At 64.9% G+C, this 15,444-nt stretch carries 17 protein-coding genes; 13 read left to right on the top strand and 4 right to left on the bottom strand.

The window, feature by feature from the left end:
* Positions 1-6: 6 nt before the first annotated feature.
* The 11 genes from ACFPFW_RS14965 to ACFPFW_RS14915 all read left to right on the top strand — a co-directional run bounded on the left by ACFPFW_RS14965 (position 7) and on the right by ACFPFW_RS14915 (position 10,505).
* Positions 7-1,185 carry an iron-containing alcohol dehydrogenase gene (locus ACFPFW_RS14965; RefSeq protein ID WP_114958086.1) on the top strand — a complete coding sequence of 393 codons (1,179 nt, stop codon included), beginning with the start codon at positions 7-9 and terminating at the stop codon, positions 1,183-1,185.
* A complete protein-coding gene (locus ACFPFW_RS14960; protein WP_114958087.1) occupies positions 1,182-2,051 on the top strand; it encodes a type 1 glutamine amidotransferase in 870 nt (289 codons plus the stop codon). Before ACFPFW_RS14965 ends, ACFPFW_RS14960 begins: the two co-directional genes overlap by 4 nt.
* A gap of 136 nt (positions 2,052-2,187) precedes the next feature.
* Entirely contained in the window at positions 2,188-3,186 is a 999-nt protein-coding gene (gene gnd, locus ACFPFW_RS14955; protein ID WP_114958088.1) for a phosphogluconate dehydrogenase (NAD(+)-dependent, decarboxylating), read from the top strand.
* Complete coding sequence (gene zwf / locus ACFPFW_RS14950) at positions 3,173-4,699, top strand: glucose-6-phosphate dehydrogenase (protein ID WP_114958089.1); 1,527 nt, start codon at positions 3,173-3,175, stop codon at positions 4,697-4,699. Before gnd ends, zwf begins: the two co-directional genes overlap by 14 nt.
* Positions 4,696-5,403: a 6-phosphogluconolactonase gene (pgl, locus tag ACFPFW_RS14945; protein WP_114958090.1), complete on the top strand. Its 708-nt coding sequence runs from the start codon at positions 4,696-4,698 to the stop codon at positions 5,401-5,403. Before zwf ends, pgl begins: the two co-directional genes overlap by 4 nt.
* A gap of 45 nt (positions 5,404-5,448) precedes the next feature.
* Complete coding sequence (locus tag ACFPFW_RS14940) at positions 5,449-6,168, top strand: energy-coupling factor ABC transporter ATP-binding protein (protein WP_114958091.1); 720 nt, start codon at positions 5,449-5,451, stop codon at positions 6,166-6,168.
* A complete protein-coding gene (locus ACFPFW_RS14935; RefSeq protein WP_114958092.1) occupies positions 6,165-6,788 on the top strand; it encodes an energy-coupling factor transporter transmembrane component T family protein in 624 nt (207 codons plus the stop codon). The genes ACFPFW_RS14940 and ACFPFW_RS14935 overlap by 4 nt, the downstream gene beginning before the upstream one ends.
* Entirely contained in the window at positions 6,779-7,336 is a 558-nt protein-coding gene (locus ACFPFW_RS14930; RefSeq protein WP_114958093.1) for a biotin transporter BioY, read from the top strand. Before ACFPFW_RS14935 ends, ACFPFW_RS14930 begins: the two co-directional genes overlap by 10 nt.
* A gap of 3 nt (positions 7,337-7,339) precedes the next feature.
* Positions 7,340-7,894, top strand: coding sequence for a biotin transporter BioY (locus ACFPFW_RS14925; RefSeq protein ID WP_114958094.1), 555 nt, complete (start codon positions 7,340-7,342; stop codon positions 7,892-7,894).
* Entirely contained in the window at positions 7,891-9,381 is a 1,491-nt protein-coding gene (locus ACFPFW_RS14920; RefSeq protein WP_114958095.1) for an AMP-binding protein, read from the top strand. The genes ACFPFW_RS14925 and ACFPFW_RS14920 overlap by 4 nt, the downstream gene beginning before the upstream one ends.
* Positions 9,378-10,505 carry a thiolase family protein gene (locus ACFPFW_RS14915; RefSeq protein ID WP_114958096.1) on the top strand — a complete coding sequence of 376 codons (1,128 nt, stop codon included), beginning with the start codon at positions 9,378-9,380 and terminating at the stop codon, positions 10,503-10,505. Before ACFPFW_RS14920 ends, ACFPFW_RS14915 begins: the two co-directional genes overlap by 4 nt.
* Here the strand turns inward: ACFPFW_RS14915 and ACFPFW_RS14910 are convergent.
* Positions 10,489-10,995 (bottom strand): hypothetical protein, encoded by a 507-nt coding sequence (locus tag ACFPFW_RS14910; protein ID WP_114958097.1) that lies wholly within the window; start codon positions 10,993-10,995, stop codon positions 10,489-10,491. The two genes, ACFPFW_RS14915 and ACFPFW_RS14910, sit on opposite strands and share 17 nt — an antisense overlap.
* 168 nt (positions 10,996-11,163) lie before the next feature.
* On the opposite strand from ACFPFW_RS14910, the gene murI reads away from it, so the two are divergent.
* Both murI and ACFPFW_RS14900 read left to right on the top strand, forming a co-directional pair.
* Entirely contained in the window at positions 11,164-12,021 is an 858-nt protein-coding gene (murI, locus tag ACFPFW_RS14905) for a glutamate racemase (protein ID WP_114958098.1), read from the top strand.
* 2 nt (positions 12,022-12,023) lie between these two features.
* A complete protein-coding gene (locus tag ACFPFW_RS14900; RefSeq protein WP_114958099.1) occupies positions 12,024-12,587 on the top strand; it encodes a GNAT family N-acetyltransferase in 564 nt (187 codons plus the stop codon).
* 109 nt (positions 12,588-12,696) lie between these two features.
* On the opposite strand, the gene metF is transcribed toward ACFPFW_RS14900, so the two are convergent.
* The 3 genes from metF to ACFPFW_RS14885 form a co-directional block, all read right to left on the bottom strand.
* Positions 12,697-13,611 carry a methylenetetrahydrofolate reductase [NAD(P)H] gene (gene metF / locus ACFPFW_RS14895; RefSeq protein WP_114958100.1) on the bottom strand — a complete coding sequence of 305 codons (915 nt, stop codon included), beginning with the start codon at positions 13,609-13,611 and terminating at the stop codon, positions 12,697-12,699.
* Complete coding sequence (locus tag ACFPFW_RS14890) at positions 13,608-14,627, bottom strand: ArsR/SmtB family transcription factor (RefSeq protein ID WP_114958101.1); 1,020 nt, start codon at positions 14,625-14,627, stop codon at positions 13,608-13,610. Before ACFPFW_RS14890 ends, metF begins: the two co-directional genes overlap by 4 nt.
* A 61-nt stretch (positions 14,628-14,688) precedes the next feature.
* Positions 14,689-15,339, bottom strand: a complete 651-nt coding sequence (locus ACFPFW_RS14885) for a histone (RefSeq protein WP_162799751.1) — start codon at positions 15,337-15,339, stop codon at positions 14,689-14,691.
* Positions 15,340-15,444 lie beyond the last annotated feature (105 nt).

The raw sequence follows: 15,444 nt of genomic DNA, 5'->3' as shown, positions 1-15,444 counted from the left end.
GACCTGATGAGTGCTGAATTGAAGGGCGCGTGGAATTATCCGACGCGCGTTCTGGTCGGACCCGGCCGCATTTCCGAACTGGCGGACGCCTGCAAGACGGCGGGGATTTCCCGGCCGCTGATCGTCACCGACAAGGGCCTCGTCGATGGCCCCGTGGTGGCCAAGGCGCGCGAGGTGCTGAAGGGCGCCGGGCTGACCTCGGACGTATTCTCCGACGTGAAGGGCAATCCGACGGAAGCCAACGTCAATGCCGGCCTCGTAGCCTATCGCGCCGGCAAGCATGACGGCGTCGTCGCGCTCGGCGGCGGCTCGGCGCTCGACGTCGGCAAGCTCGTTGCCTTCATGGTCGGCCAGACTCGACCGGTGTGGGACTTCGAGGATGTCGGTGATTGGTACACCCGCGCCAATGCCGAGGTGATCGCACCGAGCGTCGCGGTTCCGACGACGGCCGGCACCGGCTCGGAGGTCGGCCGCGCCGCGGTCGTGACCAACGAGACGACGCACGAGAAGAAGATCATCTTCCATCCGCTCATGCTGCCGAAGATCGTCATCGCCGATCCGGAGCTGAGCGTCGGCCTGCCACCGTTCCTGACGGCCGCGACCGGCTTTGACGCGCTCGCGCATTGCATCGAGGCCTATTGCGCGCCGGGCTTCCATCCGATGGCTGACGGCATCGCGATCGAGGGCATCCGACTCATCGCGGAATACCTGCCACGTGCCTACGTCAAGGGCGACGACATCGAGGCGCGCTCGCGGATGCTGGCGGCCGGCTCGATGGGCGCGGCCGCGTTCCAGAAGGGCCTCGGCGCGGTGCATTCGGTCTCGCATCCGGTCGGCGCGATCTTCGACACTCATCACGGCCTGACCAACGGCGTGATGCTGCCTTACGTCCTCGTCGCCAACCGCTCGGCGATCGAGGAGAAGATGGCGCTTCTCGCGCGCGTACTCGATCTGCCGAAGGGCGGCTTCGACGGCGTGTTGGAATGGATGCTCGAATTCCGTAAGGCGCTCGGCGTGCCGCACACCCTGGCCGAGCTCGGCGTCAAGGAAGACCGCGTGGCCGAACTCGCGGAACATGCGGAACGCGATCCGTCGACCGGCGGTAACCCGCTGCCCTTCAAGGCGAAGGAATTCGAAACGCTCATTCGCGCCGCGATCCGCGGGGACCTCGGAGCTGCTGCATGACACGTGCGCCGCGCCTTTTGGTCGTGGAGGGCAACACGCCGAGCGCTCGCGCTCGGCAGGCACAGTTCATGGGCCTCACCTACAGCGAGGCCTATGCCGACGTGCTGCGGGACCTGGCCCCCGATGCTGTCGTCGATATCTGCTTTCCGACGGACGAGGGCGCGAACCTGCCGGATTCCGGCGGGCTTGCCGGCTATGACGGCGTCGCGATCACCGGTTCGTCCCTGAATATCTACAAGGGCGAGCCGGAGAGCATGAAGCAGATCGAGCTTGCGCAGGCGGTCTTCGACTCCGGCGTGCCGTTCTTCGGCTCGTGCTGGGGCCTGCAGGTCGCGTCCGTCGCGGCGGGCGGAACGGTCGTGCGCTCCAAGCAGGGCCGGGAGATCGGGCTCGCCCGCAAGATCGTGCTGACCGATGCCGGACGCAACCACGCCCTGCATGAAGGCAAAGGGCCATCCTATGATGCGCCTGCCGTCCACACCGACGAAGTCGGCATGAAACCCGACGGCATGACGGTGACCGCGACCAATGCATTCTCCGAGGTGCAGGCTGCGGAAATCAAACACGGTAAAGGCACGTTCTGGGGCGTGCAGTATCATCCCGAGTTCACGCTCGACGACATGGCCGCGGTCGTCGCCCGTTATGGTCAGATTCTTGTCGACGAGGGGCCGTTCCGCGACCTCGACGAGCTGAACAGGCACGCCGAGGATCTGCGTGCCTTGGGCAAGGACCCGGCGCGCAAGGACATCGCCTGGCGGCTTGGCTACGATTCCGATGTTCTGGAAACTGGCCGGCGCCTCACCGAAATCCGCAACTGGATCGAAAAATTGGTGAGGCCGAGCATGAGCGCACGCGGTAGACTTTAGTCATCGTCCCGGGATTCGTAGTGCGGATTCCGGGATAACAGCCTTCCGTTTTCGGCACTTGCTCGCCGGCCAAATTGCCGCAAGTCTTTGGACTGTCGTCTAGCTGCCCTATGTCGTCGCCGGGGAGAGAGAATCCATGCAGCTTGGAATGATCGGCCTCGGCCGGATGGGCGGAAACATCGTTCGCCGCCTGCTCAAGAACGGTCATACGGCCGTGATTTACGACCGTGATCCAGCGGTTGTCGCCAAGCTTGCGGAGGAGGGGCCAACCGGTACGTCCGACCTCGCGGATTTCGTCGCCAAGCTCGAAAAGCCGCGCACGGCCTGGGTCATGGTGCCCGCCGGCGACATCACCGAAGCGGTGGTCAATGAACTCGCACGCCTGATGGAGCCGGGCGACACGATCATCGACGGCGGCAACAGTTTCTGGAAGGACGATATCCGCCGCGCCAAGATGCTGGCCGAGAAGGGCATCCATTACATGGATGTCGGTACCTCCGGTGGCATCTGGGGCGTCGAGCGCGGCTATTGCCTGATGATCGGCGGCGACAAGGAAGCCTTCGATCGTATCGAGCCGATCTTCGCCACGCTCGCGCCGGGGCATGGCGACATTCCGCGCACCGCCGGCCGCAACGGCGACTGGGCGCGATCCGAACAGGGCTACATTCATGCCGGCCCGAATGGCGCCGGTCATTTCGTGAAGATGATCCACAACGGCATCGAATACGGAATGATGCAGGCCTACGCCGAGGGCTTCGACATCCTGAAGAACGCCGCTTCCGAGCGTCTTCCGGAAGACGAACGAATCCAGATTGACATCACGGAAGTCGCCGAAGTCTGGCGGCGCGGCAGCGTCGTTACATCCTGGCTGCTCGATCTCAGCGCCGCCGCTTTCATGGAAGACGGCGAGCTTGCCCAGTATTCCGGCTATGTCGACGATTCCGGCGAGGGTCGCTGGACCGTCCAGGCCGCGATCGCCGAGGCCGTTCCGGCCGAAGTTCTGACCTCCGCCCTCTACACGCGCTTCCGTTCGCGCCAGGAACACACCTTCGCGGAGAAGGTGCTCTCGGCCATGCGTAAGGGCTTCGGCGGACATCTCGAACCAAAGGTCCCGCCGCCAGATGTTGATAAGTAACGAGACGCGCAAACCGCCGGCGGCTCCGCCCTGTTCGTTCGTGATCTTCGGCGCCTCGGGTGATCTCACCCGGCGGCTTTTGTTGCCTGCGCTCTACAATCTGGCTGCGACAGGACTGCTCTCCGAAGGTTTCTCGATCGTCGGCGTCGCCCGCCATGATCAGCCGCCTGAAGAGTTTCGCCTCCAGCTACAGGACTCGCTGAAGGAGTTCGCCACTCAGGCCGTCGATCCCGAGACGGCGCAATGGCTTCTGTCCTGCGTGACATATGTCTCGGGCGACTTCGACAACGACGAGACCTACGCCAAGCTCGGACGCGAACTCGATCGGATCGAGCAGAACGGGCGTACCAAGGGCAACCGCCTGTTCTATTGCGCGACGCCGCCGGCGGCCTTCGCGCCGATCGCCCAGCATCTGGCAAAGGCCGGGCTGACGCGCGAGGAGAATGGCGCCTGGCGTCGCGTCATCATCGAGAAGCCGTTCGGCACCGACCTCGAATCCGCCAGGGAACTCAACCGCAAGCTTCTCGCCGTCCTGAAGGAAGACCAGATTTTCCGCATGGACCATTATCTCGGCAAGGAGACGGTCCAGAACATCCTCATCCTGCGCTTCGCCAACGGCCTGTTCGAGCCGGTGTGGAACCGCAATCATATCGACCACGTGCAGATCACCGTCGCGGAGACGGTCGATGTCGGTACGCGCGGCAAGTTCTACGATGTGACCGGCGCGCTGCGCGACATGGTGCCGAACCATCTCTTCCAGCTTCTCTCGCTCGTCGCGATGGAGCCGCCGTCGCGCTTCGATGCGAATGCTGTGCGCTCCGAGAAGGCCGAGGCCTTGGACTCGATCCGTCAGGTGACGGAGAAGGAAGCGATCGCGATGTCGGTACGCGCGCAATATCGCGGCGGCTATGTCGGCGATCGCGAGATCACCTCCTATCGCAAATCGCCGGACGTCATGCCGGGTTCGACCACCGAGACATTCGCCGCGCTGAAGCTCGAAGTCGACAATTGGCGCTGGGCCGGCGTGCCGTTCTATCTGCGCACCGGCAAGGCCCTTAACAAGCGTCGCAGCGAGATCGTCATCAAATTCAAGAACGCGCCGGTTTCGATGTTCAGGAACCTGTCGATGGACGAACTCGGCGACAACGATCTGGTCATCCGCATCCAGCCCGACGAGGGCATGGTCCTGCACTTCAACGCCAAGGTGCCGGGTCCGGAAATCCAGACCGTACCGGTCGGCATGACCTTCCAGTACAAGGACTATTTCGAGGCGGCGCCCGCGACCGGCTACGAGACTCTGATCTACGATTGCATGGTTGGCGACGCGATCCTCTACCAGCGCGCGGATGGTGTCGAAGCCGGCTGGCGCGCGGTGCAGCCCTTCCTCGATGCCTGGGAAAAGGCCGGACCGATGGGCATGCATACTTACGAGGCGGGCAGCGACGGGCCGGAGGCCTCCGAGCACCTGCTCGAAAAGGACGGGCGCACCTGGCGCTCGCTCTATAACGGATGACGCTGAACGTCGAAATCCTGCAGGATCCGGACGATCTCGCCGAGCGTGCGAGGCAGTGGTTTCTGTCGGCGATCGACCATAATCCGGGCCGGGTGGCGGTCTGCCTGACCGGCGGCTCGACGCCTGAGCGTCTCTATCGGCTCCTCGCGGGTGAGAACCTGCCCTGGGAGCGCATCCACGTCTTCTTCAGCGACGAGCGTTTCGTGCCGCCGGGAGACGAATTGAGCAATGCCGGAATGGCGCGGCGGGTGCTGCTCGACCATGTACCCATGCCGGCCGAAAACGTCCATGCGATCCCGACCGAGACCGCGTCGCCGGAAGAGAGTGCCCGTCTCTACGAAGCCGAGTTGAAGGCGTTCTACGGCGCTGACAAGCTCGACGCATCGCGCCCGTTGTTCGATCTCGTACTGAACGGTATGGGAGATGACGGCCACACGGCCTCGCTGTTCGCGGGCATGTCGACGCTGAACGAGAGCGAGAAGTGGGTCGTCGCGTCCGAGCCCGGCATGAAGCCCTTCGTGCCGCGCGTGACGCTGACTTTCCCCGCGCTCGAGAGCTGCCGGTTCTCGGCTTTCCTGGTGGCCGGAGCCACCAAGGCGGCGACTTTGGCACGCGTCCGGGCAGGCGAGGATCTGCCCTCGGCACGGCTGAAACCGCATGGCGATCTGGTCTGGCTGATCGACCGGGCCGCTTCCACCGGCTGACCCGGAACTGGACCGCTCTTCCCGGGACGCGTATGCAGGCAACCCATGCCTGACACGGTTTCGCCCTATCTGAGGTTCGACAACGTTTCGCTCGGCCGAGGGGCGCGAACCGTGTTCGACGGGTTCTCGGCATCTCTAGGCGAACGGCGGGTCGGGCTGATCGGCAATAACGGCTCGGGCAAGAGCACGCTGCTTCGGCTCGCGGCAGGGCTTCTGCTTCCGGATGCCGGCGAAGTCTTCGTCGAAGGACTGGAGACGAAAACCCACCGCGGTGAACTGCCCGGCAATGTCGGTTTCCTGTTCCAGAATCCCGACCACCAGATCCTGTTTCCGACGGTCGGCGAGGAGATCGCCTTCGGTCTCACCGAGAAGGGAATGACGGACGCCGAGGCGAATGCCGCGGCACGCGAACTTCTCGCTGCAAACGGTTGCGAGGGGTGGGAAAAGCGTGCGGTTCACGAGCTCTCGGAAGGACAGCGGCAACTCGTCTGCCTGCTCTCGGTGATCGCGCCTGAACCCTCGGTGCTCCTTCTCGACGAGCCATTCTCGAGCCTCGATCTGCCGACCCGCCTCGACCTGTCGGACCGGCTGCGTGCGCTGCCGCAAGCGGTCGTCATGGCCAGCCATGATTTCGAATTCCTGTCGGCTTTCGACCGTCTGCTCTGGCTTGACGACGGCCGTGTCCGAGAGGACGGCAGGCCCGCGACTGTCATCGCCGCCTACGAGGCGTCCATACGCGGCCTGAAGACAGCGAGGCGGGCATGATCTCGAACTATCTCGGCCGTGAGACCTGGCTGCACCGCATGCCGGCCGGCGCGAAGCTGGCCGCGCTCGCCATTCTCAGCGTCGTCATCCTTCCGGTCGACGACTGGCGCGCGCTTGTCGCGGCGCTCGCCGGAGTGGTGCTGCTCTACGCCTCGCTCGGCAAGGAAGCCTTCAAACGGCTGGCGATGATCCGTTCATTCGCGGTGCTTCTGGCCATCATCGCCGCGCTGCATCTCCTCGCCGGAACATGGCAGGAAGCTGTCGCCGCGGTGGCAAGGCTCGTGATGATGATCCTGCTTGCGGACCTCGTCAGCATGACGACGACCATGCAGGCGATGATGGCGGCATTGACGCCGGTGCTCACATTGCTGCGACCATTCGGCCTCAATCCGAGGAAGCTATCACTTGCGGTTTCGCTCGCGATCCGGTTCATCCCCGTATTGAGCGCCAATTGGGAGGCGCGGAGCGAAGCTTGGCGGGCCCGTACGGGACGGCGGCCTTCGTTCAGACTGCTTGGCCCGTTCATCGCCGATACATTTCGGATAGCGGATCATGTGGCGGAAGCGCTGGATGCGCGCGGTGTCGCGCGGTCCCGGCGCGGGGGACGAGAATGGGGTTGAGAGATCTTGCACTGATCGTCCTGTTCGCGGCCATCATCGCCGCGCTCGGGTGGGTTCCGAAGGTCGATCTGCCGTTCGCGGCCGGTGTGCCGATCACGGCCCAGAGCATGGGCGTGACGCTCGCGGGCGTGATGCTCGGCGCGCGCCGGGGTGCTCTGGCGGCCGCTCTCTTCGTCCTGCTTCTGCTGTTCGGTGCTCCGCTGCTTGCCGGTGGGCGAGGCGGACTTGAAGTATTCGCCGGCCCGACTGCCGGTTTCATCCTCGGTTTCATTCCGGCGGCTTTCGTCTCCGGCTATCTGTTCGATCGCTGGTCGCTCCGTCTTGGAATGTTCGGCGCGGCATTTCTCGCCTCGGTCGTCGGCGGCTATGTCCTGCTGAACCTGATCGGCATTCCGGTGCTGATGGCGGTGAACGGAACGGGTCTCGACGAGGCCGCGGTCACGGCACTGTCGCTTCTTCCCGGTGGATTGTTGAAGGCTTTGGCCACCGGCGTGGTGTCATATGTCACGCGTCCCGATAAGGTGGCGGGGACCGAAGCGGGGGTCTGATTCATGGAAACGCGCGACCTCGTCCGGATCGCTCTATTCGCAGCGATCATCGGAGCGCTCGGGCTGCTCCCGAAATTCGATCTGCCGGTTGCCGGCGGCGTGCCGATCACGCTTCAGAGCCTCGGCATCATGCTGGCTGGCGTCGCGCTGGGCGCGCGCAACGGTGCCCTGGCGGTGCTGCTCTTCATTTTCCTCGTCGCGCTCGGAGCGCCGATCCTTGCGGGCGGCCGTGGCGGCCTTGGCGTTTTCTACGGGCCGAGCGCGGGCTTCATCCTGGGCTTTGTTCCGGCCGCGTTTGTCGCCGGTCTGGTGATGTCCAGGCTAGAGGACGTCCCGATCATCCCAGCGGCCATCATCGCCTCGCTGATCGGCGGCATCGGCGTCATGTATCTGTTCGGCGTGCCATTTCTCGCATGGAAGGCCGACATGACGTTCGTTCAGGCCTTGCTCGCCTGCATGGCCTTCGTGCCGGGCGACATGCTGAAAGCGATTGCTGTCGGCTTCATCGCCGATGCCGCGAGCCGCGCGGTGCCGAAGGCGATCGCCGGACGGGGATGAGCGTCACCGCACCGCTGGCAGGCCATGCGGGCCGGGCGCCCGGCCGAACGGCGTTGATCTTCGAGAACGACCGACTGACCTGGAGCGAGCTGGACCGGACGATGGCTCGGCTCGCGTCGTGGATCGCGGCGCAGACTCCCGACGGTGTGGGGGTTGCGCTCCATTTGCCGAGCGGACCCGCGCTCGCTCTTCTGTTTCTGGCGGTCGCGCATGCCGGCCGCGAAGCACAGATACTCGATGCTTCATGGCCCGACGGGCTCCGTGACGCCGCGCTCGAAGAGCTTGCCCCGGCGTTGATCGTCAGCACCGTCGAGGGCCTCAAATCAATAAAGCGGGCCGTCGTTCTGCCGGACGCGTTCGGTACGATGTCCGAACTGGCGGACACGGTCGGTGCGCCCGCCGAGGCGACAGCATTGCCCATGCCCGCCGCGAGCGCGCCGTTCTATGTCGGCTTCACCTCGGGTTCGACGGGCGTGCCGAAAGGCTTCCGGCGCGGGCATTCGTCATGGACCGCGAGCTTCAAGGGGGCGGATGCGGAATTCGGGATCGGGCCGAAGGATGTGGTTCTCGCGGCAGGAACGCTGACGCATTCGCTGTTTCTCTATGCCGTTGCGAGCGGCCTCCATGCGGGAGCAACGGTCGTGCTGACGCGCGGCTTCTGGCCGGGTGCGGTGCGGCTGATCCCGGCACACGGGGTCTCGGTGATCTACGCCGTGCCGACCCAGCTCGACGTTATGACCGACGCTGCGGAATTAGCAGGACTGGCGCCGTTCGGCTCGGTCCGTTGGGTGTTGTCGTCCGGCGCGAAATTTCCGGAGAGTCGGCTGCCGAAGATACGGCGTAGCTTCCCCGGCGCGCGTTTCGCCGAGTTCTACGGCGCATCGGAATTGAGTTTCGTCGCGCTCGCGCGAGACGACGAGCCGGTGCCGTCGGGCTCGGTCGGGAGGGCCTTTCCCGGCGTTTCGATCAGCATCCGTGATCGGCGCGGCCGCAGGCTGCCGGAGGGACGGGAAGGGCTTGTCTATGTCGAGAGCCCGCTCGTTTTTCTCGGCTATGCGACAGGCACCGGCGACCTGCATCGCGCGGGCGAGGAGGTGTCGGTCGGCGATCGGGGATATCTGGATGAGAGCGGCTTCCTGCATCTCGTCGGCCGCGATGACCGGATGACGATCGTTTCGGGGCGGAACATCCATCCTGAAGAGATAGAGGGCGCACTGGAGCGCCATCCCGCGGTGGCGGCGGCGGGTGTGATATCCGTTCCGGACGAGCGAAGGGGAGTGCGTCTGATCGGCCTGATTCATGCCGAGCCGGGTCCGAAACCCAGTCGCGCCGAACTGACCGAGCATCTCTTGATGAAACTGCCGTCGAACCGCGTGCCGAAGGTGTTTGCGCTCGTCCGCGAATGGCCGCGCACGCGATCCGGCAAGACCGATATTGCCACGCTTGAGACGCTTTGGCGCGACGGCTCCTGCGAGGTGCTGACATGAGGCCGGTCTATATCATCGCGGCACGGCGAAGCGCGGTCGCCTCGCGCAACGGCGCGTTCCGTAATGTCGAGCTTCACGATCTTGCGGCGCCGGTGATTGCCACGGCATTGAAGGACGCCGGTTTGCGGCCGGGACCTGTCGACGAGGTCATGTTCGGCAACGCCCTCTACGGCGGCGGCAATCCCGCCCGGCTCGCGGCTCTTGCCGCAGGCATCCCGGAAAGCATCCCGGCACTGACGATCGATACGCAATGCTGTGCCGGGCTGGATGCGATCATGCTGGCAGCGTCGTGCATCTCGTCCGGCGAGGCGGAGGTCGTCGTGGCCGGCGGAGTCGAGAGCTTCAGCCGCTCGCCGCTGCGCTTCGTCCGCCCGAGCGCGCCCAACGAAATGCCTCGCGAATATTCACGTCCGCCGTTCACGCCGTGGGCCGACCGGGATCCGGACATGATCGAGGCGGCTGGCCTCCTCGCTGAAGAACTCGGCATCTCACGCGTAGAACAGGAGGGGTTCGCCGTCGAAAGCCATCGGACGGCGCTCCGGACGGATCATCGCGATGAGATCGTTCTCGTCGCCCGTCTTCAGCGCGACGAATTCAGCCGCAAGCTCGATGCGGGTGTGTGTGCCCGGCTGCCGGCATTGGCCGGAGATCCGGGGCACGCGGTGACGGCCGCGACGACGGCGGTCGAAGCCGATGCTGCGGCTGCCGTCGTCGTGGTTTCGGAAGAGGTCGCCTCACGCCATTCCGGGCCGAAGCTCAGGATACTCGGCGGCCAGCGGGGAGGAGGCAATCCGGAGCAGCCGGGCCTCGCGCCGATCACAGCGGCGCAGACTCTGCTTCGCCGCCACGGCGTACCCCCGGGCGATCTGGCGCGCGCCGAGATCATGGAAGCGTTCGCCATTCAGGCGATGGCCTGCGTCAACGGTCTCGGATTGGATTCCGGCATCGTGAATGTCGGTGGCGGCGCCTTGTCGCGCGGCCATCCAATCGGAGCATCAGGCGCGATCCTGGCGGTGCGTCTGTTCCATGAGTTGAAGCATCAGCCTGCGCGATCGCTCGGCCTCGCGGCCATCGCAGCCGCAGGCGGTCTCGGAAGCGCGCTGCTGGTCAGCGCGTCAGCCTGATATCGCTCATTCGCACCGGCTTTCCGCCAGGCTTGTCGAGATCGTCGACCGCGAAGCTGAAGCCACTGCCGGTGTTGCTGATCGTCATCTTGGCCTTGGTATCGCCATTGACGGGTTTCGGCCAAGTGACGTCGAGAACGATCGTGTCGCCCTGGCGGCGTCCGGAAAGCGCGGCCGGGCCGATCTTGGAACCGATATAGGTGCCAGTATATCTGCCCGAGGAATCGACCGTGAGGTCCGCGCCGATCCTGCGGGTTACCACCGCCGCGGCCGTACAATTGCCGTCGATCTTCACCGATGAGTCGGTCGAGGCGCCGTTAACTTTGCACTTCACGTTCCACGGGCTACCGTCGGCTGCCGTGCGAACTCCTCCACCCCCCGCGAAGGAGCCATTGAAGCGCTTCAGGAAGTCACCTTCCGCGCTCTGCGCATGGGCAGAGCCGGCAGCGACGACGAACGCAGCGATCAGTGCGAGACGCGAGACGTTCATGTTGACCTCCTTGCGACGGCGGATCAGGCCTCAATTTGAGTGCCTTTGGCAAGCGGCGAGGTGCGGCAGCACTTCGCACACTTGAACGGGGTGTTTTGTTGCGCGTTCGAATTCGTTATCAAAATCGAGCCATTCTAAGGCAACCGGGCGAGTCGATGAGGATCGCGGGTGAGGGTTGATCTGCTGGCGGGAACGACGGATACGGCACGCGGCCCAGTTTCCGGCCGCCCGCCGCGCGTCGGTGTGTTCGATTCCGGAATGGGCGGGCTGACCGTCCATTCGGAGATCGCCACCCAGATGGCAGGCTCCGAACTCGTCTATATCGGCGACACCGAAGTCTTCCCTTATGGTCGTCTCGCGGAGAAAGCCCTGGTCCAGCGCGTTTCGCTCGTGATGGACCAGTTCATCCGTGGATATGCGCCGGACATCGTCTGCATCGCCTGCAATACTGCATCGACCCTGGCGCTACCTGTTCTGCGGGCGCGTCACGACATACCTTTCGTTGGTACGGTGCCGGCCATCAAGCCGGCCGTCGCATTGTCAAAGACGCGCAGGATCAGCGTGCTTGCGACCATGGGAACAGTCGCGCGCGACTACACGCATGAACTCGTTGCTGCCCATGCGCAGGATTGCGAAGTCAATCTCGTGGGCAGTAAAGGACTGGCGAGCCTCGCCGAGGCCGTCTTGCGCGGCGAGACGATCAGGGACGAGGATGTGCTCGCGGAAATCGCGCCCGCTTTTGTCGGTGAGGGCGACAGCCGCACGGACGTCATCGTGCTCGCCTGCACCCATTACCCCTTAATCCTCGATCGGCTGACGGCTTTGGCTCCGTGGCCCGTCAATTGGATCGATCCAGCACCGGCAATCGCACGTCGCGTCGCGGCCCTGGTCGGTCCGTACGAGACAGGTCTCCCCGTATCTGTTCCCCGGGCGTTGTTCACGCAGAGAAATTCTCTTCCTATTCCTCTGCTCGGCGCGCTCTCGGCGCGCGGCTTCGGCCAGGTCGGGCTCGAGGCGATCGGCTAGGCATGCTGAGCCTTCTTTTTCCGACAATGGTGGAAGTCGCCGGCCTGTTCGGCGACGTGCCGCATGAAGGTCACCTCACCGGAATCGAACAGGTGTTCGGCGACGAGCGGGTGATGAGGACGCTTGGCGGCGTGCGCCCGCCGCGGGCGGCGAAAGCGTTCATTGGCCGCGAGCGCGCGCATTGGCGCGAGCACAGCTACGGCATGTGGTTCTTCCGTGATCTGGAGACTGGCGATTTCGCCGGCTGGGGCGGCATCCGCCGCACCGAGGTCGATGGCGAGGAGGCGGTAGAGCTCGCTTACACGCTGGTGCCGGAAAAATGGGGGCAAGGCTGCGCGACCGCGATCGGCAAACTCGCGACCCAGCTCGGCTTTGAGAATCTCGGCCTCACCGACATCGTCGCCTTCGCGCTGACCGACAATACGCGGTCGGAAGCGGTGATGGTGAGGTGCGGCTTCACCTTCGAGAAGCCGATCGAGCGGGCAGGGCTGCCGCATGTGCTCTATCGGCTGAAGGCTGGTTCGTCGTCGTCCGGCCTGACCGGAGGATCGATAGGGCGCCCGTGAGTGGATCCTCCGGTCAGGCCGGAGCATGACGGTGGATACATCGTGCCTGCCCTCACCCGGGGGCGCGTGACCGAGACTCGACCCTCTCCCGCTTCGCAGGAGAGGGGAACTATGCCGCTTCCTCGACCTTGGGGCGCAGGCCCAGCAGATGGCAGATCGCGTAGACGAGATCGGCCCGATTCATCGTGTAGAAGTGGAAGTCGGTGATGCCGCGATCGACGAGGTCGAGCACCTGTTCCGCCGCCACGGCCGACGCGACCAGCTGACGGGTTGCGGGATCGTCCTCCAGCCCGTCGAAGCGCTGCGCCAACCATGCCGGCACGCTTGCGCCTGCGCGGCTCGCGAAATTCGAGACGGCCTTGAACGAGTGCACCGGGACGATGCCCGGCACGATCGGGATTTCGATCCCGGCCTTGCGGACGCGCTCGACGTAGCGCTCATAAGTATCGTTGTCGAAGAAGAACTGGGTGATCGCACGGTCGGCGCCGGCATCGACCTTTGCCTTCAACGCATCGATATCGGCGTCGATCGACGGGCTCTCCGGATGCTTTTCCGGATAGGCGGCGACCGAGACCTCGAACCCGGCGATGTCTTTCAGGCCGGCGACGAGATCGTTCGAATAGGCATAGCCGCCGGGATGCGGCTCGTAATGCGCGCCGATACCAGCCGGCGGGTCGCCGCGTAGCGCGACGATGTGGCGGACACCGGCCTCCCAATAGGCGCGGGCGACGTCGTCGATCTCTTCGCGGGTCGCGGCGACGCAGGTGAGGTGCGCTGCGGGTGGCGTTTCGGTTTCGCGCACGAGGCGCGTGACGGTCTGGTGCGTACGCTCGCGCGTCGAACCGCCCGCCCCATACGTCACCGACACGAAACGCGGGGCGAGCGGAAGCAGTTTGCCGATCGACGCCCACAGGCTGACCTCGGCCTCCGCCGTTTTGGGCGGAAAGAACTCGAATGAGACGCCGATCTTGCTGTGATCCTCGCGGCGGCTCAGGCGTTCGCTGTCGTTGTTGTTGTTTGTCATGCCACGGCCCGGCCGGTGTCTGTGAGTGGGATATCGGTGATGATGCGCGGATCGCGTGCGAGCCAGATCGACACGGTCAACTTGTCGGGCTCGCCTCCCGGAGCCGCGAGGTCGTGATGCTGCACGGGCTCCAGACCCGCCTGGCGCAGCCAGTTCTCGACCTGATCCGGGGCGAAACCGAGGCGGCGATGGGCGTGCTGGTCGCGCAGAAATTCGAGCTCATGCGGCGCGAAGTCGACGATGAGCAGGCGGCCGCCCGGCGACAGCGCTCGGGCCGCTTCGCGGATGGCGCGCGCCGGCTCGTCGAGGAAGTGCAGGACCTGATGGATGACGACGAGGTCGAAACTCTGCGGCGGGACGGGCAGGGCATAGACGTCACCCTGCCGAAGCTGAGCCGAAAGCAGACCCTTGTGCGCGAGATTGGCGCGCGCGACCGACAGCATGTCGAGCGAGGCATCGACGCCGACGGACCTTGTCGCCTGCGGGCCGAGCAACTCGATGATGCGGCCGGTGCCGGTGCCGATGTCGAGCATCGCATGGATGGGTTTGCTACCAACCGCGACGCGGATCGCCGCTTCGACTGCCGTCTCCTCGACATGCAGAGCGCGGATGTTTTCCCAATTGTCGGCGTGTTGCGAGAAATAGGCGGCAGCCTTTTCCGCGCTCGACGAACGCACCTCGGCGAGCCGTTCACGGTCGCGGGCGAGATCATGGTCGCCCCGATCCAGACGCTGCAGAACTGCCTGCGCGACGCCGGAGGCGGGCTCGCTGTCGGTCAGCCGAAAGAAAGCCCAGCTACCTTCGCGCTGGCGCTCAACCAGACCGGCCTCGACAAGGAGCTTGAGGTGGCGCGAGATGCGTGGCTGCGACTGGCCGAGAATGTCGGTGAGGTCGGAAACGTTAAGCTCGCCCTGCGCGAGCAACGCAAGGATACGCAAGCGCGTCTCTTCGCCGGCGGCGCGGAGCACGGAAAGAAGAGGAGGCAGCGGGAACTGCCTCGATTCACGTTCGGACATAAAGATATCTTTATGCCGTCTGGCTCAGCGCCGCAAGATGCCTTGCGGCTCAGTCGTTAATTTAGGAAGCGGCCGGACCGGGTTCTGAACCGCCGTCTTCGGCCGGCCCGGGCTTCGCGGGGGCAGGCTTCTTCGGTGCGGTGCGCTTGGCTGGGGTCTTGGGCGTCGTAGTCTTTGGAGTGGTGGCCTTCGGAGCGGCAGGCTTCGCTGCTTTCGGCGTTGCCGCTGGTTTGGCAACCGCCGGCTTTGCGGAAGCGGAGCTGATGGCCGATGCGCTGGAAGAGGCGGCGGTCTTCGAAGCCGCAGGCTTTTTCGTGGCGGGCTTCTTGGCGGCAGGCGCTTTCGCGGCTGCTGAAGCGGCCGAGGAACTGGCCGCCTTCGCTGGCGCCTTCGGCTTCGCAGGCGGCTTGGGCTTGGCGGCCTTCGCGGCCGGAGCCTTGGCGGTCTTCGGTGCCGCTGTGGACTTGGCGGCGCTGCGGGCCTTGGTCGTGCTTGCCTTCGGCGGTGCGCGGCGGGCGGTCGACTTCGGCGCGGCCTTGCGGACGGTGGTCGCCTTCTTCGGCGCGGGTTCCGACTTCGAGTGGGTGATGCTGTCCGCGACTTCGTTGACGGTCGCCTGGGCCTTCTTCACCAGGCCCTGCACGCGATCGTCATCACCCCATTTCAGGAGTGTTTCCTTGACACGCTCCCACAGTGATCGTTCACCGGCCATAGCTGCTTGCCTCGTTTATTGCGCGTTCCCCTGTGCTGGAAACTACACTCCGACTGGGTGAGTTCCAAGGGAACCTAAAGGATGCGCGCAATAATGGGCAGCAAT

The sequence above is a fragment of the Flaviflagellibacter deserti genome, assembly GCF_042652085.1.
In the GTDB taxonomy this organism is placed as follows: domain Bacteria; phylum Pseudomonadota; class Alphaproteobacteria; order Rhizobiales; family Methylopilaceae; genus Flaviflagellibacter; species Flaviflagellibacter deserti.
The sequence above is the reverse complement of the archived record's forward strand: the minus strand, read 5'-3'. Positions and strand labels throughout refer to the sequence as shown.